Genomic DNA, 23,763 nt, shown 5'->3' with positions numbered 1-23,763 from the left:
CCCGTCCTCCGCCCGCGCGGAATCCACGGACATTCCCTAGGCTCGCAAGCGTGCACCCGACCACCACCCGGCCGTCCCCGTGACCGCCCCCCGGCCGCCCGCCCACCGTGCCCCGCACGGCAGGAGCGACGGCGGGGACGTGGCGCCACCCGGAACGCCGTACGGCACCCGCCCCGAGGGGACTGGTGAGGGCGGCACGGTGGACGGCGCGCGGGCGCGGGCCCGGTCCACCGAGAGGACGACGCCGCCGCGCCCGGAAGCCGGGCGAGGCGGCGACCCGGGCGAGTCGCCTACGGAGACCGGCGGCGAGCGCTCCGGCCCGGGATACCGTCCCGGCGAAGCGGCCGGGGCGGTGGCCGGGCGGACGCCCGCCGGTGTGCCGGTCGCGGAGAGCACGGCGGAGACCGACGGAACGGCCGGGGGGCCGTCCGACGATGCGGTGGCCGACGGCACGGGGGTCCGTGCGGGCGGTACGGGAGCGGACGCCGCCGCGGCCGCGGGGCACGGTGGCGCCGGGGCCGGGGAGGTGCTGGGGCCGGGGCCGCGCGGGACGGCACACCCCGGGGTCGTCGCGGCGCGGCAGCACGCGAACACCGCTTTCCCCGCGTCCCTGGGGCCCGGCGCGCCCCCCGTTCCGCATACCGCCGAGGACCTCGTCACCGCCCTGCGCGGACACGCCCGCGCCGCCGCGCACCGCCTGGACGGCCCCTGCTCCTGCGCCCGGCGTGCGGGCGCGGGCATCCCGCGTTCCCCCGACGTCGCCGAGCCCGTCCTCGCCGACCGCCCCGACGGCACCGTCGTGCGGCACGGAGACGTCGTCGCGAAGGCGCACGCGCCCGGCACCCCGCCCGCCGACCTCGCCGCGCGCCTCGCGGTCGCCGCCCACCCCGCGCTCGCCGGGGTCCTGCTGCCCCCGCTCGGCCCCCTCACCCACGGCCTGCGCCTCGTGAGCTGCTGGCCCCACGGCTCCCCCGTGGACCCGCACGCCCCCGAACTCGCGCCCTGGGAGGAGGCGGCCGTCCTCCTGGCCCGCCTGCACACCGCCGACCCGCTCGCGCTGCCCGGCCCGCTGCCTCCCATGCGCGGACCGGTGAAGGCGGCCCGCGCCGTCGCGCGGATGCGCGCGGCGGCGCCGCCGCGCGGCAGCGGCCTCGTCCTGCGCGCCTGGGCGACGCTGCCCCCCTGGGCACGCGGCGAGACGCCGGGCCCCGCCCTCGCGCTGTGCCACGGGGACCTCCACCTGGGCCAACTCGTGCGCCACCCGGCCCCGCGCGGTCCGTGGCGGCTCATCGACATCGACGACCTGGGACTGGGCGACCCCGCCTGGGACCTCGCCAGGCCCGCCGCCTGGCACGGTTGCGGACTGCTCTCGGCCGCCGACTGGTCCACCTTCCTCGGGGCCTACCGGGCCGCGGGCGGCAGCGCGGTACCGGGCCGGGGCGACCCCTGGGTCCGCCTCGACATCCCCGCCCGCGCGCTCACCGTGCAGACCGCCGCGCTCGCCCTCGCCAAGGCGACCGAGGCGGGCCGTACGCTGGACGACGCGGAGACCGCGGTCCTCGACGCCTGCGCCCGCATCGCCCGACTCCCGCCCGCCGAAGCCGGGGGGAACCCCTGACCGTGCCCGCGCGTCCTGACAGGAGGAATCAGGGCGGCCCGGCGGCCGCGAAGCCGTCGTGCCGGGCGAGGAGTGGGAGTCAGGATGCAGTGTCCGAAGTGCGGTGCCCCCATGCACACCTACCAGCGCAGTGGCGTGCAGATCGAGCAGTGCGCCGGCTGTCGCGGGATATTCCTGGACTACGGCGAGCTGGAGTCGCTGACCCGCATGGAAGCGCAGTGGTCGCAGCCGGCCCCGCCGCCGCAGCAGTACCCCTCGGCCCCCGCCGCGCCCTGGGGCGTCCCGCACCACGGAGGCCACCACGGACACCACGGCGGGCACCGCGGCTTCGGGCGGATGCTCTTCTCTTCCTGAGCGGACGGGAGCCGGAGCGGGCGGCGCGGGCCCGGGGGCCTCGGACACGGGTCCGCCCCCGGTCCGCACGCCCGCCCGACCCGCGCACGAGGAAGCCCCCGGCCGCAAGGGCCGGGGGCTCCGGGTGTGGACGATACTGGGATTGAACCAGTGACCTCTTCCGTGTCAGGGAAGCGCTCTCCCGCTGAGCTAATCGTCCTCGGGACCATCCTTCGACCCGAGGGCCGCAAGAGGTGAACTCACGTGCGCGATACTGGGATTGAACCAGTGACCTCTTCCGTGTCAGGGAAGCGCTCTCCCGCTGAGCTAATCGCGCGGGACAAGACCCGCGGCCAGGGGCCCGGTCTCGGTGGACGATACTGGGATTGAACCAGTGACCTCTTCCGTGTCAGGGAAGCGCTCTCCCGCTGAGCTAATCGTCCTTGGAGGTGGAGACGGGATTTGAACCCGTGTAGACGGCTTTGCAGGCCGTTGCCTCGCCTCTCGGCCACTCCACCCCGTAATGAAGAACTCGGGAGCCCTTCATCATCGAGCGGACGACCAGGTTCGAACTGGCGACCTCAACCTTGGCAAGGTTGCGCTCTACCAACTGAGCTACGTCCGCTTGTCGGTGTCCGGGGCGTTTGGCGCGTCCCGGCGACGAGTGGAACTCTAGCGGATTCCCGGGCCAGCACAAAAACGCGTTTGCGCAGCGTGCGCGTGCGCGGCCACAGGGAGCGAGCGGACGGCCACGGCGCGCGCCCCGGGCGGGGCCCGCTCCCCGGCGCCCGCCTACACTCCCCGCGTGCACCCCCCGACTCCCCTCGCCCGCTTCGGCGACCTGCTCGCCACCGGCCTGCGGGACGTCACGGACGACCCGGCCGCGCTCGACGGCTCCGGTTTCTGGGCCGTCGCCGCCGGCTTCGACGGCGCCCTCGTCTGCGCCCGCTTCGAGGAGGTACGCCGCGTCCCCGCCCCGCCCGTGCGCCCCGGAGCCTGGCACGGACCGCGCGCGCAGGCGTGGACCTCCTCGCTCGACCGCGCCGCGTACACCGCGGGGGTACGCGAGATACGCGCCCGCATCGCACGCGGCGAGGTCTACCAGGCGAACCTCTGCCGTGTCCTGAGTGCCCCGCTGCCCGATCCGGACGCCGCCGACCCGGACGCGCTCGGCGCGCTCCTCGCCCGCGGCAACCCCGCCCCGTACGCCTCCGTGATCCGCCTGCCGGAGCACGGCGTCGAGATCGCGAGCGCGTCACCGGAACTCTTCCTGCGCCGCGCGGGCCGCACCGTCGAGTCGGGCCCCATCAAGGGCACCGGGCGGACCGCCGACGACCTTCTGGAGAAGGACCACGCCGAGAACGTGATGATCGTGGACCTCGTCCGCAACGACCTCGGCCGCGCCTGCGCGACGGGCAGCGTCACGGTCCCCGCCCTGTGCGCGGTGGAGCACCATCCGGGGCTCGCGCACCTCGTCTCGACCGTACGGGGCGAACTCGCGCCCGGCGTGGGCTGGCCGGGCCTGCTGGCGGCGAGCTTCCCGCCCGGCTCCGTCACCGGCGCGCCGAAGTCCAGCGCCCTGCGCCTCATCGCCGCGCTGGAGACGGCGCCGCGCGGCCCCTACTGCGGCGGCATCGGCTGGGTCGACGCCGACCGCGGCACCGGCCGGCTCGCCGTGGGCATCCGGACCTTCTGGATCGACCGCGACGGGCGGGGCGGGGCCGTCGTGCGCTTCGGCACCGGGGCGGGCATCACGTGGGGCTCCGACCCGGAACGCGAGTGGCGCGAGACCGAACTCAAGGCGGCCCGGCTGCTCGCGATAGCGTCGGGTCCCGACGACGAAGACGCCCTCGTGCCGGGCGCGAGGCCCGACACGACCCGCCCCCGGGAACCCGCCGAAAGCGAAGGAAGCCTCCGATGACTGTGCGCACCATCTGGATCAACGGTGGACTGCGGGACGCCGAGGACGCGCGCGTCTCCGCGCTCGATCACGGGATCACCGTGGGGGACGGCGTGTTCGAGACGGTCAAGGCCGTCGACGGAGCCCCGTTCGCGCTCAGTCGCCACCTCGACCGGCTCGCCCGCTCCGCCGCGGGGCTCGGTCTCCCCGAGCCCGACCTCGACGAGGTGCGGCGCGCGTGCGCCGAGGTGCTCGCGACCGAGCCCGTCGCGCTCGGGCGGCTGCGCATCACGTACACCGGCGGTGTCTCGCCGCTCGGCTCCGACCGGGGCACGGAGGCGCCGACCCTCATCGTCGCCACCAGCGCCATCGCGCCGAGGCCCGACACCACCGCCGTCGTCACGGTGCCGTGGGTGCGCAACGAGCGCGGCGCGCTGAGCGGGCTCAAGACGACCTCGTACGGCGAGAACGTCCTCGCCCTCGCCCGCGCGCACGAACAGGGCGCTTCCGAGGCGCTGTTCGCCAACACGGTCGGCCGGCTCTGCGAGGGCACGGGCTCCAACGTCTTCGTCGTGCTCGACGGGACCCTCTGCACCCCGCCGCTCGCCTCCGGCTGCCTCGCGGGCATCACGCGCTCCCTCGTCGCCGAGTGGACGGGCGCGGAGGAGCGGGACCTCCCCTTCGACGTCCTGGAGCGGGCCGACGAGGTCTTCCTGACCTCCACCACGCGCGATGTCCAGGCCGTGCACCGCGTCGACGGCCGCACGCTGGAGCAGGCCCCCGGCCCCGTCACGGCCAAGGCCATGCGCGTCTTCGCCGAGCGCGCGGCCGCTGATCAGGACCCTGCCTGAGCACCCTGGTGGGCCGCCCGGGCGCCGGGGTAGAAAGGCCGTGATGACCACGACCCTGCGGCCGACCGAGCCGCTTCAGCACGATCCCGGCGGGGCCCGTCACCGTGCGTACGAGATCCGCGTCAACAGCCGCCCCGTGGGCGGGCTCGTCCTCAGCGCACGCCCCGAGTACGGGCTCGGGTCCATAGTCGGCCTCCGCGTCGCCGAGCCCGACCGGGGCCGGGGGCGCGCGGCGGTCGCGGTCCTCGCCGCCGAGGAGGTCCTGCGGGGCTGGGGCTGCCGGCGCGCTGAGGGCGTGGTGCCGGCCGGGTCCGAGGCCGGACTGCGGCTCGCCGCCTCGCTCGGGTACGCGGAGGACGCGCGCGTGCTGCGCAAGGCGCTCCCCGGGCGGGCGCCCGGGCTGCCCGCGGGCTCCCTCGCGCGGCCCATGACCGAGGCCGAGTTCGGTGCCTGGCGGGAAGGCGAACGGGCCGCGCACGCCGAGGTGTTGCGCGAGTACCTCGGGCTGAGCGAGGAACAGGCGGGGGAACGCTCCGCGCACGATCTCTCTGCCGGCTTCCCCGAGGGCCCGCGCAGCCACGGACAACGGCTGTGGGTCCTGGAGCACGAGGGCGTCCCGGTCGGCACCCTGTGGGTCACCGACCGCGAGACGGACGTTTACGTGATGTCCGTCGAGGTCGCGGAGGAGCACCGGGGCCGGGGGCACGGGCGCTCCCTGCTGCGGTGGACCGAGGCCGACGGACTCGCGGAGGGCCACCGCGCGGCGGAACTCAACGTCCACACCCGCAACATCCCGGCGCTGCGGCTCTACACCTCGCTCGGCTACCGGCCCTTCCAGCACCACTTCGTGAAACCACTGGACTGAGCGGCGCGAAGGGCCCCGGCGGGCGAGGGAGCGCGCCGGGACTGCTCACGGGATGGGGTGCGGGTCCTCGCACCCGGCCGCGCGGGACCGGCCCGGCGTGCTCAGCCCGCGAGCAGCCCGTCCGCGATCTGCTCGATCCGCTCCCGCAGCCCCTCCTGCGACGCACTGCCGTCGAGGAGCGTGCCGCCGATCTCGTACGTGGGAGTGCCCTTGACGCCCAGGGCCTTGCCCTCGGCCTGGTCGGCGTCCACGGCCAGGATGTGCCGTCCGTCGATCAGCGCGGTGTCGAACTCCTCCGCGTCCAGACCGAGTTCAGCGGCGATCTCGACGAGGAACGGTTCGCCCGCCGTGGCGAAGTCCGCGACGCGGCGCAGCACGGCGCCGACGAAGGGCCAGCCCCGGCCCTGCGCGAACGCCTCCTCGGCGGCCTGGGCCCCGGCGAAGGCGTGCTTGTGCTTCTCCAGCGGGAAGTGACGCAGCCGGATCTCCAGGCGGTCGCCGTACCGTGCGCGCAGCGCGTCGAGGTCGTCGAGGGCGGAGCGGCAGTCGGGGCACTGGAGCTCGCACCAGACGTCGAGGACGACAGGGGAGGGGGCGGTGGGGGACGGCGTGGGTTCGTTCATCGGACCAGTTTCCCACCGGTGCGGCCCCTCCCGCACACGCCGGGGTTCCCGGTCACAACCCCGGGAAAACCCTGATCATTTCCGGGTGGCGACCCTGAGAAGTCCCCCATTTCGGCCCGGGGTGGGGCTGTCCCCATGTCGTCGGCCTCCGCGACGGTGCACGATGGAGGGGAGAGAGGACCGGTGAGGCGCGCGGGCGCGGAGCCGGACGATGCCGTACGGAGATGCCTGGAGGGGCCCGGATGCTCGCCGAGACGATTTGTTCCGCCGTATCGGTGGCCGGGCTGGGTATCGCCGCCGTCACCGCCTACCGCAAGCGCTTCCTGAGCGCGGCGCGCATCGCCGCGTACTCGCTCGTGCCCATCGGCCTGGTCATGACCGGTGTCGTGAAGTGGCTCGCGCACACCGCGTTCAGCCCCACGGCCTGGGCCGGTTTCGTGGTGCTCGGCGCGGCCTGGCTGCTCTTCCTCGCGACGCGCGCGGTCGAGCGGCGCAGGTACGGGACGCGCAAGGAGCGCCGCGCCGCGGCCCGCGCCGCCCGCGAGAACGAGGCCACGGCCCCCTCCGCCTCGGGCCCCGCCCTCCCGGCGCGCATCCCCGGGCGGCCGTCCGCCGGTGACGCGGGGCGGCCGACGGGCTCCTCGCGCGGCGCCAAGCCGGACGAGGACTTCAGCGACATCGAGGCGATCCTCAAGAAGCACGGGATCTGAGCCCGTACGGGTCCCGTTCGCCCGTTCCGAGGGACGAGACACGGCTGTTCGAACGGCCGGGGGAACGGGGCAGCTCGGACCGCTTCGTCACTCTGGGTCAATAGAACTCGTACGCGTGAACCGGTGAATTCCGCGGCGTGAGGGGCATTTCGGGCCCGCCGACGGTGACGGGTGGGCCATGATCACTGCGTCATGCCCGAGACCTCCCTGGACGAGGGGCAGGCGGCAGCGGTCTCCGTTGCGCCCCTGCCCGTCCCGTCGCACCGCGCAGAGTGCCCCGGCGCCGCCGTTCCCGCTCCCCGCCCGCCGTCCACCGCCAAGACCCCCGCTTCCGCCCGGCCGGCGCTCCCAGGGCCCGTGTGCGCCCCGATCCCGGTGGACACCCCCGCCCCGGAAGAGAAGCCCGACACGGCCACGCAGGGGCACCGCACCCCCACCGGCAACGAGGCGGGCTGTCTGTTCGCCCTCTCCCAGCCCCCGCTGATGATCTTCCTGACCGTGGTGGGCCTGCTCCTGCTGATGGGCGCGGTCCACGACCTCTACCTGAGCTGAGACGAGACCGCACGACGCCCACCTGCCGGGGTCGGCTCTCGCCCTCCCGGCATCGGCCCGCGCCGCCCCCCTGGCCGGGGGGCCGCCACGTCCCGCGCGCGCCCGTGCGGCCCTAGTCCGCCGAGGCTTCCTTGCGGCGGGCGCGGTAGGCGGCGACGTGGAGGCGGTTTCCGCAGGTGCGGCTGTCGCAGTAGCGCCGGGACCGGTTGCGGGAGAGGTCCACGAAGGCGCGACCGCAGTCCGGGGCCTCGCAGCGGCGCAGCCGCTCGCGCTCGTCCGCGACGAGGAAGAAGGCGAGGGCCATGCCGCAGTCGGCGGCGAGGTGGTCGGCGAGCGAGGCCCCCGGCGCGAAGTAGTGCACGTGCCAGTCGTAGCCGTCGTGGTCGGTGAGCCGGGGCGTGGTCCCCGCGGTCGCCACCAAGTCGTTGATGATCCGTACCGCGCTCGCGTTGTCCGGGGCGGCGAAGACCTCCCCGAAGCGGGCCCGTACGTGGTGCAGGGCCTCCACGTCCGAGGTGTCCAGTACCCCGGTGTCGCTCAGGTCGTGCTCCCGTACGAATTCCTCCAGCTCGGCCACCGAGGCGAGCGACTCGGCCCGGCCCTCGGCCGGGGCGCTGTTGACGAGGTCGACCACCGCCTCCAGCGCGCACCGCGTGTCGTGGGTGATCAGCACCGTGGACCCCCTGCCCGAGGCGGGCCCCCTGCCCGCCGGTGACGGCCGATGCTAGTCCCGGCCGGGCCCGGACCACGACACGGCCGCCGTCCCGGGTGTACCGGAACGGCGGCCGTGCCGTACTCCTCCCACGGTGGGTCGTGGGCGGGGCGGGACCCGTACCGCCGCCCCGAGTCGGGCGGTGCGGGTCGTCGAGTGTGCCTCCTGATGTCCGGCTTCCGGCTGAAGCCGCTCCCGGTTCTCTCAGCTCTCGGCCAGGATGTGCGAGAGCTCCGTGTCCAGGTCGAAGTGGCGGTGTTCCGTGCCGGGGGGCACGGCGGCGTCGGTCCGCTTGAGGAAGGATTCCAGGGCCCGCGCGGGGGCCTCCAGCAGCGCCTCGCCCTCCGGCGAGCTGAGGGCGATACAGACGACGCCCTGACCGTGGCTGCGGGACGGCCAGACGCGGACATCGCCGGTACCCGTGGGCCGGTGGAGGCCCTCGGCGAGGAGATCGCGGGCGAAGACCCACTCGACGGTCTCCTCGGCTCCGGTGTGGAAGGTGGCGTGCACGGCGTAGGGATCGGCCGTGTCATACCGCAGCCCCGCCGGGACGGGCAGGGACGACTCGCTCGACACAACGAGGCGCAGGTGCAGCTCGCAGCTCACCGTGGTGTTCATAAGCGCCAGGGCCTTTCGCTCAGTGTGCGCTCGGGGATTCGCACGTCGGCGAAATCGACATGCCTCCTACGGTGCCGTTGTAAACCCCTCTGGGCGGTTTCTTGTGCTTTGCGTCACTCATACGGGTGAGTCCTCTTTGCTCCCATACCTCCCTCCCGGCTGTCGCGCCACTCGGGTAGAGTCCGAACCCACCGCGGGGCCGGCCCGAGGACGGGGAAACGGGAGCCATGAGCGAGACGAGGAACGAGCCCGATGTGCGGGAGCGGACGCCTGAGCCGGAGGGCCCGGCGGGGGAGAAGCCCGGGAGCGGCCTCGGCTCACGGGCCCCGCGCTTCGTCCGGGAGCGCCGCACGCTGCACCTCAGCTGGCAGGTCGGCGTCTTCGTCGTCGGGCTCGCGGTCGTCGTCGCCGGTGTCCTCATGCTCGTGCTGCCCGGACCCGGCTGGGTGGTGATCTTCGGGGGCATGGCGATCTGGGCCACCGAGTTCGTCTGGGCCCAGCTCGTGCTCCGCTGGACGAAGCGGAAGGTCACCGAGGCCGCGCACAAGGCCCTCGACCCTAGGGTCCGGCGTCGCAACATCATCCTCACCAGCGTCGGCCTGGTGATCATCGCGGCGCTCGTCCTGGTGTACGTGGTCCGCTTCGGCCTGGAAATGCCCTGGAACATCAAGGAGTGAGCGCCCGGCGGCCCCGCGTGACGGGCACGGCCGGAGCACCCTCTGACATGGGGTAATGTTCTCCCTGCGTCCGGGCGATTAGCTCAGTGGAAGAGCGCTTCGTTCACACCGAAGAGGTCACTGGTTCGAACCCAGTATCGCCCACCCCGGGACCGGCCCGGAGGCTTCGAAGCCTCCGGGCCGCAGTCATGTTCGGCCGCGGTCATGTCCGGTCACGGTCATGTCCGGGCCGCGGTCGCCGGTGCCCGCGCCGAGTCGGGGCCCAAACCGGAACACACCTCCGGGCCCGCCGAGGCGTCCCGCGGCGCTCGCGCGCGGGAGACTGGCGCCATGCGCCCGTACCACTACCGCTTCCGCAGCCGTTGGTTGCTCCCCGCCGAGCCGCGCCGCGTGTACGCGGTACTCGCGCGGCCCGAGGAGTACCCGCGCTGGTGGCCGCAGGTCCGCTCCGCGCGCACCGCCGATGACGGCCGCAGCGGCTCGGCCCGTATCCGCTCCGTGCTCCCGTACGACCTGCGTGTCACGATCCGTGAGCTGCCCGGCCCCTCCGAGGCGCCCGGGCCCGACGGAGTGGGGGTGCTGCGGGCCGCCGTCGACGGGGACATCCGCGGGGAGGTGGGCTGGCGGCTGAGCCCTTGGGGTGCGGGGACGCTCGCCGAGTTCGAGCAGCGGGTCGAGGTCGTGACCCCCCTGCTGCGGCTCCTGTCGCTGCCGGGTCGCCCCCTGCTGCGGCTCAACCACCTGCTCATGATGCGCGCGGGGCAGCGCGCGCTCCGCGCCCTGCTCACCAGGGCGGACGAGGGTGCCCGGGGGAGCGGGGAAGCGGTTTGAACGAAGGGCGCCGGGCCCTGTATGGTTCCTTGCGTCCCGGGCGATTAGCTCAGTGGAAGAGCGCTTCGTTCACACCGAAGAGGTCACTGGTTCGAACCCAGTATCGCCCACCGGGTAGGCCGGTCCGTCGAGTTGACGGACCGGCTGCTTTCTTTCCGGGGCCTACGCGGCACCCGTCAGGGCGGGGCCGAGGGGCCAGCCCTCCTCCGTCCCCGTGGTGCGCGTGGCCTGGAGCCCGAACCAGGGCCCGGCAGGGCCGCGCGTGCTCCAGGTTGCCTGGAGGGCGTGGAGTTCGGCCGCGTTGAGGCGCCCGAGACGGGCCGCGAACCGGCGCCCGATGGCTCGGACGACGTTCATCGCCGCCAGCGCCCGCGCCGCCGGGTCGCACGGATCGCCGCCGGGCACCCGGTAGACCGAGCACAGCCGCTCCAGCCCGCGACCCCCCTTGCGGAACCGGTCCAGTCGCGTGTCCAGGAGCCCCGGGTCCAGGACCCGCAGCGGCTTCGGGCCGAGCCGCTCCGTCAGTGAGGTCGCCCGGTGGCGGCGCAGTTCGTGGTCGAGCAGGGCGAGTGCGGCGGGCGCGTCGAGGACGACGAGGGGGCGGCCCGTGAGCGCGTGCTCGTGCAGGGAGCGGGCCACCTCGTCCATCACCGGGGCCGGCCAGCGGCCGTTGCGGCGGATGTGGTCCTCGCTCAGCCCGAGTGCCTCGCGCGCGGGGCGCGGCACCGGAACGCCGGGGCAGACGAGCCAGCGGTCGAACCGGGGCGGGGCGTCCGCGTGGTCCTGCACCACGACCGCCGCCGAGAGGATGCGGTCCGTCGTCGTGCGGGGGCCCGTGGGGGTCGCGGTGTAGGCGGCGAGTGGTCCCTCGTACCAGCTCATGCGTGTCAACCTCTCCTGGCGGGTAGGTGGTTGGCGCCCCTGTCGCCGACGGATGAATACCCTTGCCGCCGGGCGGTCAGTCGGGGACGTTCCGTTGTGCGGGAGCGGGGGCCCTGCCGCGCGTGCGCCCCTTCGCGGGGCCCGCCCCCACCCGGTCCTCCCTCGCCGGACGGGCCCGAGGACTCGGGCGACGGAGCTTCCGGGGGACCGGGGAACGGAGCGCCCGAGGGGGTGGAGAACGCGGCGTCCGAGGGGCCGGTGAACGCGGCACCGGACGGGCCGGGGAAGAGCAGCGGCGGAGGGGCGGGAACAGGGGGCCCGGTAGCATGGGAGCCACACGTGCCGCGTGTCTCGGCACGTTGTCCCCTTCCAGTCAGGAGAGACCGGTGTCAGACGTCCGTGTGATCATCCAGCGCGATTCCGAGCGGGACGAGCGTGTGGTGACGACGGGGACTACGGCCGCCGACCTCTTCCCCGGTGAGCGCACCATTGTCGCCGCCCGCGTGGACGGCGAGCTGAGGGACCTCGCGTACGTGCTGGGCGAGGGCGAGACCGTCGAGCCCGTCGAGATCTCCTCCGAGGACGGTCTCGACATCCTGCGGCACTCGACCGCCCACGTCATGGCGCAGGCCGTGCAGGAGATCTTCCCCGAGGCCAAGCTCGGCATCGGCCCGCCGGTCAAGGACGGCTTCTACTACGACTTCGACGTCGAGAAGCCGTTCACGCCCGAGGATCTCAAGGCCGTCGAGAAGAAGATGCAGGAGATCCAGAAGCGCGGCCAGCGCTTCTCGCGCCGTGTGGTGAGCGAGGAGGACGCTCGCGCGGAGCTCGCCGACGAGCCGTACAAGCTGGAGCTGATCGGCCTCAAGGGCGGTTCGACGAGCGAGGACGGCTCCGCCGTCGAGGTCGGCGGCAACGAGCTGACGATCTACGACAACCTCGACGCGAAGACCGGCGAGCTGTGCTGGAAGGACCTCTGCCGGGGCCCGCACCTGCCCTCGACCCGCCTCATCCCCGCCTTCAAGCTCATGCGCAACGCCGCCGCGTACTGGCGCGGCAGCGAGAAGAACCCGATGCTCCAGCGCATCTACGGCACCGCCTGGCCCTCCAAGGACGAGCTGAAGGCGCACCTCGACTTCCTCGCCGAGGCCGAGAAGCGCGACCACCGCAAGCTCGGCAACGAGCTGGACCTCTTCTCCTTCCCCGAGGAGGTCGGCCCCGGGCTCGCCGTCTTCCACCCCAAGGGCGGCATCATCCGCCGGGCGATGGAGGACTACTCGCGCCGCCGGCACGAGGAGGAGGGCTACGAGTTCGTCTACAGCCCGCACACCACCAAGGGCGCCCTCTTCGAGAAGAGCGGCCACCTCGACTGGTACGCGGACGGCATGTACCCGCCCATGCAGCTCGACGAGGGCGTGGACTACTACCTCAAGCCGATGAACTGCCCGATGCACAACCTGATCTTCGACGCGCGCGGGCGCTCCTATCGTGAGCTGCCGCTGCGCCTCTTCGAGTTCGGGACGGTGTACCGGTACGAGAAGTCCGGCGTCGTGCACGGCCTGACCCGCTCGCGCGGCTTCACGCAGGACGACGCGCACATCTACTGCACCAAGGAGCAGATGGCCGAGGAGCTCGACAAGACCCTCACCTTCGTCCTCAACCTGCTCCGCGACTACGGTCTCGACGACTTCTACCTGGAGCTGTCCACCAAGGACGAGGAGAAGTTTGTCGGCTCCGACGAGGTGTGGGAGGAGGCGACCGCCACCCTCCAGCAGGTCGCCGAGAAGCAGGGCCTGCCGCTCGTGCCCGACCCGGGCGGGGCCGCGTTCTACGGGCCGAAGATCTCCGTGCAGGCGCGCGACGCGATCGGCCGCACCTGGCAGATGTCGACCGTCCAGCTCGACTTCAACCTGCCCGAGCGCTTCGACCTCTCCTACACGGCGGCCGACGGCTCGCGGCAGCGGCCCGTCATGATCCACCGCGCGCTCTTCGGCTCCATCGAGCGCTTCTTCGCCGTGCTCCTGGAGCACTACGCGGGCGCCATGCCGCCGTGGCTGGCCCCCGTGCAGGCGGTCGGCATCCCGGTCGGCGACACGCACGTCCCGTACCTCAAGGAGTTCGCCGCCGAGGCACGCCGCAAGGGCCTGCGCGTCGACGTGGACGCCTCCTCGGACCGGATGCAGAAGAAGATCCGCAACCACCAGAAGCAGAAGACGCCGTTCATGGTCATCGTCGGCGACGACGACATGAACGCGGGCACCGTCTCCTTCCGCCACCGCGACGGCTCCCAGGAGAACGGCATCCCGAAGGACGAGGCGATCGCCAAGCTCCTCGACGTCGTCGAGCGGCGCGTCCAGGTCTGAGCGAGCGGGCAGGGCGAGGGCCCGCGCGGGGTGTCACTCCCGCGCGGGCCCTCGCCCGTTCCCCGGCTCCTCCTCGCGCGGGCCCTTCTCGTCGTCGAAGACCCGCAGCAGGTACGTCGAGAAGGCGCCCGTGACCGCTCCGAGCAGCGCGACGCCGCACGCCATGAGCGCGACCGCGACGACCCGGCCCCACGCCGTGACCGGCACCGCGTCCCCGTAGCCGACGGTCGCGAGCGTCGCGCAGGCCCACCACACGGCCGTCCCGAAGGAACGGATCGAGGAGCCGGGTGCGCTCCGCTCCAGCCAGTACACCGTGAGCGCCGCGGTGAAGCCGGTGAGGACCACGGCGAGCCCGGTGTACGTGATGACGCGGGCCGGCACCGACAGCGCCGGGCGCCGCCGCCTGCGCCGAATTCCCTCGTAGATGGGGACGAACTGGAGCGGGCGCAGCAGCGGGAGCAGCGCCACGACCACCGAGAGGGGATGCCGGCGCGGATACGCGGCCCCGAGCCTCGACTCGCGCCAGCGCACCGAGAGGTCCAGGAGGGACACCGCCCAGGCGAAACCCATCGCGGCATGGAGGAGGATCTTGGCCCAGCCGGGCAGGTCGGTGGCCAGCACGCGGACGGTGTAGGCCGCGAGCAGGAGCAGCGCCGCGAAGTTGAGCGGGCCCTCGTGGTGCGGGGCGTGTCCGGAGGCGGGGGAGAGGGGCACGGGCCCAGCTTGGCGCGGGTCCTCGGCCGGGGGGACGGCCGACACGCCCCGCGCGGGTGACGCCATATGCTGCCTGGTATGACGAGTGAGCCGGAGCAGCAGATCGGAGTGGGGACGCCCGACGCGTTCCAGCGGCTGTGGACCCCGCACCGGATGGCGTACATCCAGGGCGAGGGGAAGCCGAACGGCCCGGCGGCGGGCGACGGCTGCCCCTTCTGCGAGATCCCCGGCAAGTCCGACGAGGACGGGCTCGTCGTCGCGCGCGGCACCCACGTCTACACGGTGCTCAACCTCTACCCGTACAACGGCGGGCACGTCATGGCCGTCCCCTACCGGCACGTCGCCGACTACACCGCGCTGACGCCGCAGGAGACGGACGAACTCGCCCTGCACACGAAGCAGGCGATGGAGACCCTGCGGGCCGCCTCGGGGGCGCACGGCTTCAACATCGGCATGAACCAGGGCACCGTGGCGGGCGCGGGGATCGCGGCGCACCTGCACCAGCACATCGTGCCGCGCTGGGGCGGGGACACGAACTTCATGCCCGTCGTGGGGCAGACCAAGGTGCTGCCGCAACTCCTGGGCGAGACCCGGCGGATGCTCGCCCAGGCGTGGCCCGGCAGGCCCCGGCCGTAGTCGGCGCGGCGGGGGCGGCGCGGGGCCGGGCGGTACGGGGAGGGGAGCCTCTCGCCGCCCGTGCCCGTACCGCCCGGGGCCCCGCATCGACCCCTGGGGTGCCTCAGGCGTCGTACACGTCCGCCTTGCGCGGTGCCGCTTCCTGGACGCCGCCGCTCAGGACGCCGGAGCGGGCGCCGAACTTCGTCGTGTCCACGCCGTGCTCGTCGAGCACCCGCAGCGCCGCCTGGTGCACGACGCGCAGCACCGGGGTCGCCGTGCGCAGCGCGTCGTCCGCCATGAAGCGGTGCCGCCAGGGCTGCGCCGCCCAGGCGTGCCGCAGACCGAAGGGCTCGGGCAGCGAGAGCTTGCCGCCGAGGTGCTCCAGCACCGGCGGGTACCACGTGAGCGGGGCGCGGGCCGCGAGCCGGACGACCTCGCTCGCGTCGACGAGCGGGAGCATGTGGTCCTTCGTCTCCCAGAAGCGCACCGCCTTCGGCTTGGTGATCTTCTTCGGCGAGGGCTTGCCCATGAAGAGCGAGTGCACGGGGCCGAGCGCGTGCCCGGTGACCTCGATGCGGAGCGTCTCGTGGAGCACCGTGACCGTGGTCATCATCGTGATGACGAGCTGGCCGTCCCAGAGCGTGAACTGCGTACCGAGATAGTGCCGGTCACCGGCGTCGAACTGCTGCTCGTTGCAGATGCGCTGGACCTCGTGGTCGCGGATCTGGAAATCGTCGACGTGGGTGCCCTCGGGGCGCGAGACGGAGTCCGCGTTCTCCCCGATCGGGGTGACGATCCAGTGCCGCACGTCCGGCTCGGGGAAACCGCCGGTGTGCAGCGGGCCGCGCGCGAGGAGCTTGAGCTGGTCGTGGATCGCGCGGACCACGTCGTAGCTGCGGAAGGGATGGATCTCGCCGCCGGGCTCGCGCGGGACCAGCTCCTCGGCGAGCTGCCAGCTGCCCCAGCGGGTGCCGAGGCCGAGGATGCCCTTGGGACCGGCGTAGAAGACCGAGTTGGACCGCTGCTCGGCGGAGAGGCGCGCGAGCGACTGGCGCAGCACCTCGGCGGCCTTCTGGTTCGGGTCGCGCGGCACCGCCTCCGGGATCTTCGCGCCGATGCCGCCGCCCGAGAGCAGCCCCTCCCAGCGGTCCCGCAGATCCCGCGCGGTCTCCTCGCAGACCCGCTTGGCGAACCACCAGCCGACCGGCGGCGCGACGACGCAGGCCCGCAGGTACCAGGCCCAGAAACCGCCGAAGGGCATCTTGAGGAGGAAGAGCACCCCGAGCACGCCGAGCGCGATGAGCAGCGGGGTCACGAGGAGCCCGGCGCGCCTGTTCGTGGAGTCGGCGACGCTGCGGCGCAGCGCGAAGACGCCCAGGTAGAGGAAAAGACCCGGCAGGAACAGCACCCCGAACAGGACCGTGATCAGGGTCAGTCTGGTGTCCCTGGCCCGCCGGATGCTGTTCGCCGCGAGGCAGTGCTCGACGACGACCTGCGGTTCCATCCCGAAGGACTGGATGAGCGGCTTGCGCCCGCCGCCGAGCAGCCGCGCCTGCACCGCGTGCGCGAACGCCTCGCCGAGATCGGGCCGCAGCAGCTTGATCCTCGGCGGCGAGACGCCGCATTTGTGCCACTCGGTGTTGGCGGCGAGTATCGCGTCCACCGGGCCGTCGCGGTACGCGGCGGAGGCGAGCGCGCCCGTCGGGGCGGTCTGGCCCGCGCCGCCCGCGAGCGGCACCTGCGCCCCCGGACTGAAGTCGAAACTGCTCATCCTGCCCCCATCACCCCGGCGCTGTGCCGAGCCGTCACGTCGGGCCTTCCCGACTCCCGCCGCTCGCACACCTGTTGATCAGTTCATCAGCGTATCCGGCCGTACGGGGGACGTCACCGATTCCGCGAAGCGGGAGGCGGCGCCGGGGGGCGCACGGGGGCTTGTCAGGTCGCGCCGGTAGGACCGTCGGTTCTTCGTACGGTGGAGGGAGAGCAGGGGACGGCGGCCGGGTCCGCGCCCACGGGACGGGGCGGGCGTGACTACGATGGGGCAGCCGGTGGCCGTGGTGGCCGCAGGGCACCCCAACCCTCTGGAAAGGCCATGCTGAACAAGTACGCGCGTGCGTTCTTCACGCGTGTCCTCACGCCGTTCGCCGCGTTCCTGCTCCGGCGGGGGGTGAGCCCGGACACCGTGACCCTCATCGGCACGGCGGGCGTCGTCGCGGGGGCCCTCGTGTTCTTCCCGCGCGGCGAGTTCTTCTGGGGCACCATCGTCATCACGCTGTTCGTCTTCTCGGACCTCGTGGACGGCAACATGGCCCGCCAGGCGAAGATCTCCAGCCGCTGGGGCGCGTTCCTCGACTCGACGCTCGACCGCGTCGCCGACGCCGCCATCTTCGGCGGCTTCGCGCTCTGGTACGCGGGCAAGGGCGACAACGACATGCTCGCCGCCGTCGCCATCTTCTGCCTCGCGAGCGGCCAGGTCGTCTCGTACACGAAGGCGCGCGGCGAGGCGATCGGCCTGCCCGTCGCCGTCAACGGGCTCGTCGAACGCGCCGAGCGCCTCGTCATCACCCTCGTCCTCGCCGGTCTCGCGGGCTTCCGGGTCACCTTCGGCGTCCCGCACATCGACATCCTGCTGCCCATCGCGCTGTGGGTCGTCGCCGCCGGTTCCCTCGTCACCATCGTCCAGCGGGTCGTCACCGTGCGCCGCGAGTCGGCCGAGGCCGACGCCGCCGCGCAGCACCTCCAGGAGAGTGAGGCCACCTCGTGAGCCGACTGCCGAGCGGACTCGCCCGCCGCCTGCCGGACAAGGACGACGTCGCCGACCGGCTCTACGGCCTGGGCTGGGCGACGGTACGCACCCTCCCCGAGCCCGCCGCCCGCGCGCTCGGCCGCTCGATCGCCGACCAGACCTGGAAGAAGCACGGCAAAGGCGTGCGCCAGCTGGAGGCGAACCTGCGCAGGGTCGTGCCCGACGCGAGCCCGGAGCGGATCTCCGCGCTCTCGCGCGCCGGGATGCGCTCCTACCTGCGGTACTGGATGGAGTCCTTCCGGCTGCCCGCCTGGAGCGAGCGACGGGTCAGGCTCGGCTTCGCGCCCGACGGACTCGACCACCTCGACGTACCCCTCTCGGAGGGGCGCGGCGTGATAATGGCCCTCCCGCACCTGGCCAACTGGGACCTCGCGGGGGCCTGGGTCACCACCGAGCTGGGCCTGCCCTTCACCACGGTCGCCGAGCGGCTCAAGCCCGAGTCGCTCTACGACCGCTTCGTCGCCTACCGCGAGAGCCTCGGCATGGAGGTCCTGCCGCACACCGGCGGAGCGGCCTTCGGGACCCTCGCGCGGCGCCTGCGCGCGGGCGGCATGGTGTGCCTCGTCGCCGACCGCGATCTGTCGGCCTCCGGCGTCCCGGTCGACTTCCTCGGCGAGCCGACCCGGATGCCCGCGGGGCCCGCGATGCTCGCGCAGCACACCGGGGCCGCGCTCCTGCCCGTCACCCTCTGGTACGACGACTCGCCGGTCATGCGCGGACGCGTGCACCCCGAGATCACGCCGCCCGCGGCCGGCTCGCGGGCCGAGAAGACGGCGGTCATGACGCAGGCGCTCGCCGACGTCTTCGCGACCGGCGTCGCCGCGCACCCGCAGGACTGGCACATGCTCCAGAAGTTCTGGCTCGCCGACCTCGACCCGGCGAAGGACCCGGCGCGCCGGGGGACGGAGGCCGCCGCGGATACGCCAGGGGAGCCCCGCACGCCCGGAGCGCCCCCTGCCGCGGGCGAGGGCCCGCCCGCCGAGGTGGGCCCGTGAGGATCGGCATCGTCTGCCCGTACTCCTGGGACGTGCCGGGCGGCGTCCAGTTCCACATCAGGGACCTCGCCGAGCACCTCATCCGACTCGGCCACGAGGTCTCCGTCCTCGCGCCCGCCGACGACGAGACCCCGCTCCCGGCCTACGTCGTCTCGGCGGGCCGCGCCGTGCCCGTCCCCTACAACGGCTCGGTCGCGCGGCTCAACTTCGGCATCATCTCGGCCGCCCGGGTCCGCCGCTGGATCCAGAACGGCCGCTTCGACGTCATCCACATCCACGAGCCGTCCTCGCCCTCGCTCGGGCTGCTCGCCTGCTGGGCCGCGCGCGGCCCCATGGTCGCGACCTTCCACACGTCGAACCCGCGCTCGCGCGCGATGACGGCCGCGTACGGCATCCTCCAGGCCGCGCTGGAGAAGATCAGCGCGCGCATCGCCGTGAGCGAGTACGCGCGGCGCACCCTCGTGGAACACCTCGGCGGTGACGCGGTCGTGATCCCGAACGGCGTCGACGTCTCCTTCTTCGCCGACGCCGAGCCGAAGCCCGAGTGGCAGGGCGGCACGATCGGGTTCATAGGGCGTATCGACGAACCCCGCAAGGGGCTGCCCGTCCTCATGCGCGCCCTGCCCCGCGTCCTCGAAGCGCGCCCGGACACGCGGCTGCTCGTCGCGGGGCGCGGGGACGCCGAGGAGGCTCTCGCGCCGCTGCCGCGCGCGTACCGCGACCGCGTCGAGTTCCTCGGCATGGTGAGCGACGAGGACAAGGCGCGCTTCCTGAGCAGCGTCGACCTGTACGTGGCGCCCAACACCGGCGGCGAGAGCTTCGGGATCATCCTCGTCGAGGCGATGTCGGCGGGCGCGCCCGTGCTCGCGAGCGACATCGACGCCTTCGCCCAGGTCCTCGACCAGGGTGCGGCGGGCGAGCTGTTCGCCAACGAGGACGCCGGAGCGCTCGCCGACGCGGCGATCCGCCTGCTCGGCGACCCGGAGCGGCGCGCGGAGCTGCGCGAGGCGGCGACCGCGCACGTCCGGCGCTTCGACTGGTCCACGGTGGGCGCGGACATCCTCGCGGTCTACGAGACGGTCACGGACGGCGCGGCCTCGGTCGCGCCGGAGGAACAGCGCGGTCTGCGGCGGCGGTTCGGGCTGGCACGGGAGTAGGGGGACGGGGCGGCGGACAGCGGCCTTCGGCCGGCTCGTCGGAGGACCGGCGCCTTCCCGCGGCCGGGGCAGGGCCTTGTGAGCGCCCCTTAGGCTGGAGCGGTGATCACAAGTTTCGTGTGGGCCGGTATCGCGCTGCTGCTCATCGCCGTCTACCTGAGCTGGACCGCGGGACGGCTCGACCGGCTGCACGCGCGCATCGACGCGACACGGGCCGGGCTCGACGCGCAGTTGCTGCGGCGCGTCTCCGTCGCCCAGGAACTCGCCACCTCCGGGCTGCTCGACCCCGCGGCGTCTCTCGTGCTCTACGAGGCGGCCTTCGCGGCGCGCCAGGCGGAGGAGGAGCACCGAGAGGTCGCCGAGAGCGAGTTGAGCCAGGCGTTGCGGGCCGTGCTCGGGGACGCCGAGGATGTCGCCGCGGTGCGCGAGGCGCCCGGGGGCGAGGCCGCGCTCGACGAACTCGCGGAGGCGGTACGGAGGGTGCCGATGGCGCGCCGCTTCCACAACGACGCCGTACGGGCCGCGCGGGCCCTGCGGCGGCACCGGACCGTGCGGTGGTTCCGGCTCGCGGGGCACGCGCCGTTCCCGATGGCCTTCGAGATGGACGACGAGCCGCCGGGCCCGCTCGCGGAGCGCGCGTCGGTGTGACGGGCCGGGGCCCGGAGCGTGGAGGCGGGGCCCGAGCGGGCGGGTGTCCGAGCGGGACCTCGGCGGGGGGAACCGAGCCGGTGCGCCCCCCGAGAGGCGTGTCCAGGCGTGAGGGGCGCGAGCGGGGTGTGCGGGCCACGACCTCGGGATTGGCTCTTGTCGGCGGACGCCGGCCGGGAGTTTGCTTCAGGTGTCTTCCACCAGCGGTTCTCCTGTGAGGTTCGTCGTGCCTGAAACCACCGAGACCAGCCCTGCGACCGGTACCGCGCGCGTCAAGCGCGGGATGGCGGAGCAGCTCAAGGGCGGCGTCATCATGGACGTCGTCACGCCGGAGCAGGCGAAGATCGCCGAGGACGCCGGAGCCGTCGCCGTCATGGCGCTGGAGCGGGTCCCCGCCGACATCCGCAAGGACGGCGGCGTCGCCCGGATGTCCGACCCGGACATGATCGAGGGCATCATCGGGGCGGTCTCGATCCCCGTCATGGCCAAGTCCCGCATCGGCCACTTCGTCGAGGCGCAGGTCCTCCAGGCGCTCGGCGTCGACTACATCGACGAGTCCGAGGTGCTCACCCCGGCCGACGAGGTCAACCACAGCGACAAGTTCGCCTTCACGACCCCCTTCGTGTGCGGCGCCACCAACCTCGGCGAGGCCCTGCGCCGCATCGCCGAGGGCGCCGCGATGATCCGCTCCAAGGGCGAGGCGGGCACCGGCAACGTCGTCGAGGCCGTGCGCCACCTGCGGCAGATCAAGGGCGAGATCGCCAAGCTGCGCGGCTGCGACCACAACGAGCTGTACGCGGCGGCGAAGGAGCTGCGCGCCCCGTACGAACTCGTCAAGGAGGTCGCGGAACTCGGCAAGCTGCCCGTCGTGCTCTTCTCCGCGGGCGGTGTCGCGACCCCCGCAGATGCCGCGCTCATGCGCCAGCTCGGCGCCGAGGGCGTCTTCGTCGGCTCCGGCATCTTCAAGTCCGGGGACCCCGCCAAGCGCGCCGCGGCGATCGTCCGCGCCACGACGTTCTACGACGACCCCAAGGTCATCGCGGACGCCTCGCGCGACCTCGGGGAGGCCATGGTCGGCATCAACTGCGACACGCTCCCCGAGACCGAGCGGTACGCCAACCGTGGCTGGTGAGCCGCTGACCGGTACCGCCCCGGCGCCCGGTGCGCCGCTGATCGGTGTGCTCGCGCTCCAGGGCGACGTGCGCGAGCACACGGCCGCGCTCACCGCGGCGGGGGCGCGCCCCGTCCCCGTACGCACCCCGGAGGAACTGGCCGCCGTGGACGGACTCGTCCTCCCTGGTGGCGAGTCCACGACCATCTCCAAGCTCGCGCGCCTCTTCGGCCTCCTGGAGCCGCTGCGCGCGGCCGTCGCCGACGGGCTCCCCGTCTACGGGACCTGCGCGGGCATGATCCTGCTCGCCGAGAAGATCCTCGACCCGCGCGCGGGCCAGGAGACGATCGGCGGCATCGACATGATCGTGCGCCGCAACGCCTTCGGCAGGCAGAACGAGTCCTTCGAGGCCCCCGTGCCCGTCTCCGGCGTCGCGGGGCCGCCCGTCGACGGGGTCTTCATCCGCGCGCCGTGGGCCGAGTCGGTGGGCGCGGGCGTCGAGGTGCTCGCCACGTACGAGGGACGGCCCGTCGCCGTGCGCCAGGGCACCGCCCTCGCCACCGCCTTCCACCCCGAGCTGACCGGCGACCACCGGGTGCACGCGCTCTTCACCGCGATGGCACGGGCGAGGAGCGGTGGCGGGCCCCGGTAGGATCTCTGGGGTTCGTAGGTAGATGGGTAACGCGAAGGAGACAGGCAGATGTCCGGCCACTCTAAATGGGCGACGACGAAGCACAAGAAGGCCGTGATCGACGCCAAGCGCGGCAAGCTCTTCGCAAAGCTCATCAAGAACATCGAGGTCGCGGCGCGCATGGGCGGCGCGGACCTGGAGGGCAACCCGACGCTCTTCGACGCCGTGCAGAAGGCGAAGAAGCAGTCGGTCCCCAACAAGAACATCGACTCCGCCGTGAAGCGCGGCGCCGGGCTCGAAGCCGGTGGCGCCGACTACGAGACGATCATGTACGAGGGGTACGGCCCCAACGGTGTCGCGGTGCTCATCGAGTGCCTCACCGACAACCGCAACCGCGCCGCCTCCGACGTGCGCGTCGCGATGACCCGCAACGGCGGCTCGATGGCCGACCCGGGCTCCGTCTCCTACCTCTTCCACCGCAAGGGCGTCGTCGTCGTCCCGAAGGGTGAGCTGAGCGAGGACGACGTGCTCGGCGCGGTGCTCGACGCGGGCGCCGAGGAGGTCAACGACCTCGGCGACAGCTTCGAGGTGCTGAGCGAGGCCACCGACCTGGTCGCGGTGCGCACCGCGCTCCAGGAGGCCGGCATCGACTACGACTCGGCCGACGCCAACTTCGTCCCGACCATGCAGGTCGAGCTCGACGAGGAGGGCGCCCGCAAGATCTTCAAGCTCATCGACGCGCTGGAGGACAGCGACGACGTGCAGAACGTCTTCGCCAACTTCGACGTCTCCGACGAGGTCATGGAGAAGGTCGACGCCTGAGCGGCGTACGAGGCGCGCACGGCGCGGGCCGGGGGCGACACGCCCCGGGCCCGCGCCGATTCGTTGCGGGCGGCTAGTGTCGGTGGCGGCCAGTAACGTGCCCCGCACGGGAGATGGCCGTTCGGACCGGCGAGCGAGGGGGTGGTGCGGTGCGCGTGCTCGGGGTGGACCCGGGGCTGACCCGCTGCGGGGTCGGCGTCGTGGACGGAGTGCCGGGAAGACCGCTGACGTTGGTCGCCGTCGGTGTCGTACGCACCCCGGCCGACGCGGAGTTGCCGCGCCGGCTGCTCGCCGTCGAAGCCGGGATCGAGGAGTGGCTCGACACGCACCGGCCCGAGTACGTGGCCGTCGAGCGGGTCTTCAGCCAGCACAACGTGCGCACCGTGATGGGCACCGCGCAGGCCAGTGCCGTCGCGATGCTGTGCGCCGCGCGGCGCGGCCTGCCCGTCGCGCTGCACACGCCGAGCGAGGTCAAGGCGGCCGTCACGGGCAGCGGGCGCGCCGACAAGGCGCAGGTCGGCGCGATGGTGACCCGCATCCTGCGGCTCGCCGAGCCTCCCAAGCCCGCCGACGCGGCCGACGCCCTCGCGCTCGCCATCTGCCACATCTGGCGTGCTCCCACCAAGAACAGGCTCCAGGAGGCGCACGAACGGGCCCGCTCCGCCGCCCGCGCCGTGCCCCCCGTACGAAAGGTCGTGCGATGAACTCCCCACGTCCCGGCGGTGC

25 protein-coding genes and 7 tRNA genes are annotated in these 23,763 nt (G+C 73.4%); 21 read left to right on the top strand and 11 right to left on the bottom strand.

Annotation, left to right across the window (positions count from 1 at the left end):
• The first annotated feature begins 664 nt into the window (after positions 1–664).
• Together IF99_RS30830 and IF99_RS0116495 are read left to right on the top strand one after the other, a co-directional pair.
• Positions 665–1,618, top strand: coding sequence for a phosphotransferase family protein (locus IF99_RS30830; protein ID WP_420705677.1), 954 nt, complete (start codon positions 665–667; stop codon positions 1,616–1,618).
• An 84-nt stretch (positions 1,619–1,702) separates the two neighbouring features.
• Positions 1,703–1,972, top strand: coding sequence for a zf-TFIIB domain-containing protein (locus IF99_RS0116495; RefSeq protein WP_030997257.1), 270 nt, complete (start codon positions 1,703–1,705; stop codon positions 1,970–1,972).
• A gap of 127 nt (positions 1,973–2,099) precedes the next feature.
• Here the strand turns inward: IF99_RS0116495 and IF99_RS0116490 are convergent.
• The 5 genes from IF99_RS0116490 to IF99_RS0116470 all read right to left on the bottom strand — a co-directional run bounded on the left by IF99_RS0116490 (position 2,100) and on the right by IF99_RS0116470 (position 2,576).
• Positions 2,100–2,171 (bottom strand) — tRNA-Val (locus tag IF99_RS0116490).
• A gap of 45 nt (positions 2,172–2,216) precedes the next feature.
• Positions 2,217–2,288, bottom strand: a tRNA-Val gene (locus IF99_RS0116485).
• 34 nt (positions 2,289–2,322) lie between these two features.
• Positions 2,323–2,394 (bottom strand) — tRNA-Val (locus IF99_RS0116480).
• Position 2,395: 1 nt separating this feature from the next.
• A tRNA-Cys gene (locus IF99_RS0116475) sits at positions 2,396–2,469 on the bottom strand.
• A 34-nt stretch (positions 2,470–2,503) separates the two neighbouring features.
• Positions 2,504–2,576, bottom strand: a tRNA-Gly gene (locus IF99_RS0116470).
• A 180-nt stretch (positions 2,577–2,756) separates the two neighbouring features.
• Between IF99_RS0116470 and IF99_RS0116465 the strand changes: the two genes are divergently transcribed.
• The 3 genes from IF99_RS0116465 to IF99_RS0116455 are packed head-to-tail and all read left to right on the top strand — an operon-like array spanning position 2,757 to position 5,567.
• On the top strand, positions 2,757–3,872 hold the full coding sequence (locus IF99_RS0116465) for a chorismate-binding protein (protein WP_030997256.1): 1,116 nt from the start codon (positions 2,757–2,759) through the stop codon (positions 3,870–3,872).
• Positions 3,869–4,702 carry an aminotransferase class IV gene (locus IF99_RS0116460; protein WP_030997255.1) on the top strand — a complete coding sequence of 278 codons (834 nt, stop codon included), beginning with the start codon at positions 3,869–3,871 and terminating at the stop codon, positions 4,700–4,702. The genes IF99_RS0116465 and IF99_RS0116460 overlap by 4 nt, the downstream gene beginning before the upstream one ends.
• A gap of 43 nt (positions 4,703–4,745) precedes the next feature.
• The gene (locus IF99_RS0116455) at positions 4,746–5,567 is read left to right on the top strand and encodes a GNAT family N-acetyltransferase (RefSeq protein WP_030997254.1); all 822 of its coding nucleotides are present in this window, start codon (positions 4,746–4,748) and stop codon (positions 5,565–5,567) included.
• 101 nt (positions 5,568–5,668) lie between these two features.
• Here IF99_RS0116455 and IF99_RS0116450 read toward each other — a convergent pair whose 3' ends face one another.
• Positions 5,669–6,190, bottom strand: a complete 522-nt coding sequence (locus tag IF99_RS0116450; RefSeq protein WP_030997253.1) for a DsbA family protein — start codon at positions 6,188–6,190, stop codon at positions 5,669–5,671.
• 242 nt (positions 6,191–6,432) lie between these two features.
• Here IF99_RS0116450 and IF99_RS0116445 point away from each other — a divergent pair, with 242 nt between their 5' ends.
• The gene (locus IF99_RS0116445; protein WP_030997252.1) at positions 6,433–6,900 is read left to right on the top strand and encodes a hypothetical protein; all 468 of its coding nucleotides are present in this window, start codon (positions 6,433–6,435) and stop codon (positions 6,898–6,900) included.
• A gap of 192 nt (positions 6,901–7,092) precedes the next feature.
• Positions 7,093–7,452 (top strand): hypothetical protein, encoded by a 360-nt coding sequence (locus IF99_RS0116440; RefSeq protein ID WP_037827046.1) that lies wholly within the window; start codon positions 7,093–7,095, stop codon positions 7,450–7,452.
• 112 nt (positions 7,453–7,564) lie between these two features.
• Here the strand turns inward: IF99_RS0116440 and IF99_RS0116435 are convergent, their stop codons facing one another.
• Together IF99_RS0116435 and IF99_RS0116430 are read right to left on the bottom strand one after the other, a co-directional pair.
• Complete coding sequence (locus IF99_RS0116435; RefSeq protein ID WP_030997250.1) at positions 7,565–8,125, bottom strand: CGNR zinc finger domain-containing protein; 561 nt, start codon at positions 8,123–8,125, stop codon at positions 7,565–7,567.
• Positions 8,126–8,368: 243 nt separating this feature from the next.
• Positions 8,369–8,782, bottom strand: a complete 414-nt coding sequence (locus IF99_RS0116430) for an SsgA family sporulation/cell division regulator (RefSeq protein ID WP_003959770.1) — start codon at positions 8,780–8,782, stop codon at positions 8,369–8,371.
• Positions 8,783–9,009: 227 nt separating this feature from the next.
• Between IF99_RS0116430 and IF99_RS0116425 the strand changes: the two genes are divergently transcribed.
• The 4 genes from IF99_RS0116425 (at position 9,010) to IF99_RS0116410 (ending at position 10,400) form a co-directional block, all read left to right on the top strand.
• Entirely contained in the window at positions 9,010–9,459 is a 450-nt protein-coding gene (locus tag IF99_RS0116425; protein ID WP_030997249.1) for a TIGR02611 family protein, read from the top strand.
• 72 nt (positions 9,460–9,531) lie between these two features.
• A tRNA-Val gene (locus IF99_RS0116420) sits at positions 9,532–9,603 on the top strand.
• A 186-nt stretch (positions 9,604–9,789) separates the two neighbouring features.
• On the top strand, positions 9,790–10,290 hold the full coding sequence (locus tag IF99_RS0116415; RefSeq protein WP_030997248.1) for an SRPBCC family protein: 501 nt from the start codon (positions 9,790–9,792) through the stop codon (positions 10,288–10,290).
• A 38-nt stretch (positions 10,291–10,328) separates the two neighbouring features.
• Positions 10,329–10,400 (top strand) — tRNA-Val (locus IF99_RS0116410).
• 52 nt (positions 10,401–10,452) lie between these two features.
• Here the strand turns inward: IF99_RS0116410 and IF99_RS0116405 are convergent.
• Positions 10,453–11,172, bottom strand: coding sequence for a DNA polymerase III subunit epsilon (locus tag IF99_RS0116405; RefSeq protein WP_030997247.1), 720 nt, complete (start codon positions 11,170–11,172; stop codon positions 10,453–10,455).
• A 386-nt stretch (positions 11,173–11,558) separates the two neighbouring features.
• Between IF99_RS0116405 and thrS the strand changes: the two genes are divergently transcribed.
• Positions 11,559–13,535, top strand: coding sequence for a threonine--tRNA ligase (gene thrS, locus IF99_RS0116400; protein ID WP_030997246.1), 1,977 nt, complete (start codon positions 11,559–11,561; stop codon positions 13,533–13,535).
• Positions 13,536–13,568: 33 nt separating this feature from the next.
• Here thrS and IF99_RS0116395 read toward each other — a convergent pair whose 3' ends face one another.
• Positions 13,569–14,249, bottom strand: coding sequence for a potassium channel family protein (locus IF99_RS0116395; protein WP_030997245.1), 681 nt, complete (start codon positions 14,247–14,249; stop codon positions 13,569–13,571).
• 66 nt (positions 14,250–14,315) lie between these two features.
• On the opposite strand from IF99_RS0116395, the gene IF99_RS0116390 reads away from it, so the two are divergent.
• Entirely contained in the window at positions 14,316–14,885 is a 570-nt protein-coding gene (locus IF99_RS0116390) for an HIT family protein (RefSeq protein ID WP_037827045.1), read from the top strand.
• Between the two features lie 103 nt (positions 14,886–14,988).
• Here IF99_RS0116390 and IF99_RS0116385 read toward each other — a convergent pair whose 3' ends face one another.
• Positions 14,989–16,638 carry a hypothetical protein gene (locus tag IF99_RS0116385; RefSeq protein ID WP_030997243.1) on the bottom strand — a complete coding sequence of 550 codons (1,650 nt, stop codon included), beginning with the start codon at positions 16,636–16,638 and terminating at the stop codon, positions 14,989–14,991.
• Between the two features lie 321 nt (positions 16,639–16,959).
• Between IF99_RS0116385 and pgsA the strand changes: the two genes are divergently transcribed.
• The 8 genes from pgsA (at position 16,960) to ruvC (ending at position 23,741) form a co-directional block, all read left to right on the top strand.
• Positions 16,960–17,631 (top strand): phosphatidylinositol phosphate synthase, encoded by a 672-nt coding sequence (gene pgsA, locus IF99_RS0116380; protein WP_030997242.1) that lies wholly within the window; start codon positions 16,960–16,962, stop codon positions 17,629–17,631.
• Positions 17,628–18,668: a phosphatidylinositol mannoside acyltransferase gene (locus IF99_RS0116375; RefSeq protein ID WP_030997241.1), complete on the top strand. Its 1,041-nt coding sequence runs from the start codon at positions 17,628–17,630 to the stop codon at positions 18,666–18,668. Before pgsA ends, IF99_RS0116375 begins: the two co-directional genes overlap by 4 nt.
• Positions 18,665–19,825 (top strand): glycosyltransferase family 4 protein, encoded by a 1,161-nt coding sequence (locus IF99_RS0116370; RefSeq protein WP_030997240.1) that lies wholly within the window; start codon positions 18,665–18,667, stop codon positions 19,823–19,825. The genes IF99_RS0116375 and IF99_RS0116370 overlap by 4 nt, the downstream gene beginning before the upstream one ends.
• 102 nt (positions 19,826–19,927) lie before the next feature.
• Positions 19,928–20,473 carry a hypothetical protein gene (locus IF99_RS0116365; RefSeq protein ID WP_030997239.1) on the top strand — a complete coding sequence of 182 codons (546 nt, stop codon included), beginning with the start codon at positions 19,928–19,930 and terminating at the stop codon, positions 20,471–20,473.
• Positions 20,474–20,699: 226 nt separating this feature from the next.
• A complete protein-coding gene (gene pdxS, locus IF99_RS0116360; RefSeq protein WP_030997238.1) occupies positions 20,700–21,605 on the top strand; it encodes a pyridoxal 5'-phosphate synthase lyase subunit PdxS in 906 nt (301 codons plus the stop codon).
• Positions 21,595–22,236 carry a pyridoxal 5'-phosphate synthase glutaminase subunit PdxT gene (gene pdxT / locus IF99_RS0116355; protein WP_051703524.1) on the top strand — a complete coding sequence of 214 codons (642 nt, stop codon included), beginning with the start codon at positions 21,595–21,597 and terminating at the stop codon, positions 22,234–22,236. Before pdxS ends, pdxT begins: the two co-directional genes overlap by 11 nt.
• A gap of 48 nt (positions 22,237–22,284) precedes the next feature.
• On the top strand, positions 22,285–23,037 hold the full coding sequence (locus tag IF99_RS0116350) for a YebC/PmpR family DNA-binding transcriptional regulator (RefSeq protein WP_030997236.1): 753 nt from the start codon (positions 22,285–22,287) through the stop codon (positions 23,035–23,037).
• A gap of 149 nt (positions 23,038–23,186) precedes the next feature.
• Positions 23,187–23,741 (top strand): crossover junction endodeoxyribonuclease RuvC, encoded by a 555-nt coding sequence (ruvC, locus tag IF99_RS0116345; protein WP_030997235.1) that lies wholly within the window; start codon positions 23,187–23,189, stop codon positions 23,739–23,741.
• Positions 23,742–23,763 lie beyond the last annotated feature (22 nt).

The sequence above is a fragment of the Streptomyces sp. NRRL F-5630 genome, assembly GCF_000719475.1.
GTDB lineage: Bacteria > Actinomycetota > Actinomycetes > Streptomycetales > Streptomycetaceae > Streptomyces.
This window is presented reverse-complemented; position numbering and strand designations above follow the sequence as displayed.